This is a genomic window from Rhodoplanes sp. SY1, assembly GCF_046000175.1.
In the GTDB taxonomy this organism is placed as follows: domain Bacteria; phylum Pseudomonadota; class Alphaproteobacteria; order Rhizobiales; family Xanthobacteraceae; genus Rhodoplanes.
The window spans coordinates 1-670 of record NZ_JBEOMB010000318.1 but is presented as its reverse complement, the minus strand read 5'-3'; the positions used below and the strand labels follow the sequence as shown (position 1 = coordinate 670).

At 73.0% G+C, this 670-nt stretch carries 1 pseudogene; it reads left to right on the top strand.

What is annotated here, in order from left to right:
* Nucleotides 1–307, top strand: a pseudogene (locus ABTU92_RS29360) (hypothetical protein); the annotation flags it as partial.
* Nucleotides 308–670 lie beyond the last annotated feature (363 nt).

Below are 670 nucleotides of genomic sequence, written 5' to 3'. Positions count from 1 at the left end.
TCCCCCGCCGCCGGCCGCCTGGGCCGAGGTGCGGGCCGTGGCGGCCGCGCCGTCACCGGTCGGGGTCGGCGAGACCGGCGACGACCGGTACGAGGCCGACGGATATGGGGCGGAGCGCTACGACACGCGGCCGGTCGCCGCTTATGGCGGACGCTCCTTCGCCGACCCGTCCTTCGGACCGGCCGACCCGCCGGAGCCGCCCAACACGCTCGACTGGCGCCGCGCCCGCTCGATCGACGAGGGCACGACACCGGCGCCGGATCGACCGCCGCCGGCGAGCCGCTCCGGCCGCCCGGGCGGGCGCTGACGCTAGAGCATCTTCGGATGTGATGAGCGGCCCCGACTGCCGCGCGTCCCCGCGACGGCGCTACGGGATTCGCGCAGCCCGTACCGCCCACCGCGGCGTCATGCGCGGGCTCGACCCGCGCATCCATCACGTTCGTCTGAAAGCGTTCTGTCGCAGAGGGATGGATCGCCGGGTCGAGCCCGGCGATGACGTCGGAGGGAGCGGCCGGCGTGATTGCCTCTGACTGAAACTTCGCAGCTTTTAGAGCTGTGTGCATCCCGTAACGCGAAGGCGGGGACGAGCGGCGCGTTCAAACAGCGCCAGCGGCGAGAACCCGCGCGAACGAGCGCTCGACGGCGCTGCGTGACAGATCGCGGGTGATGA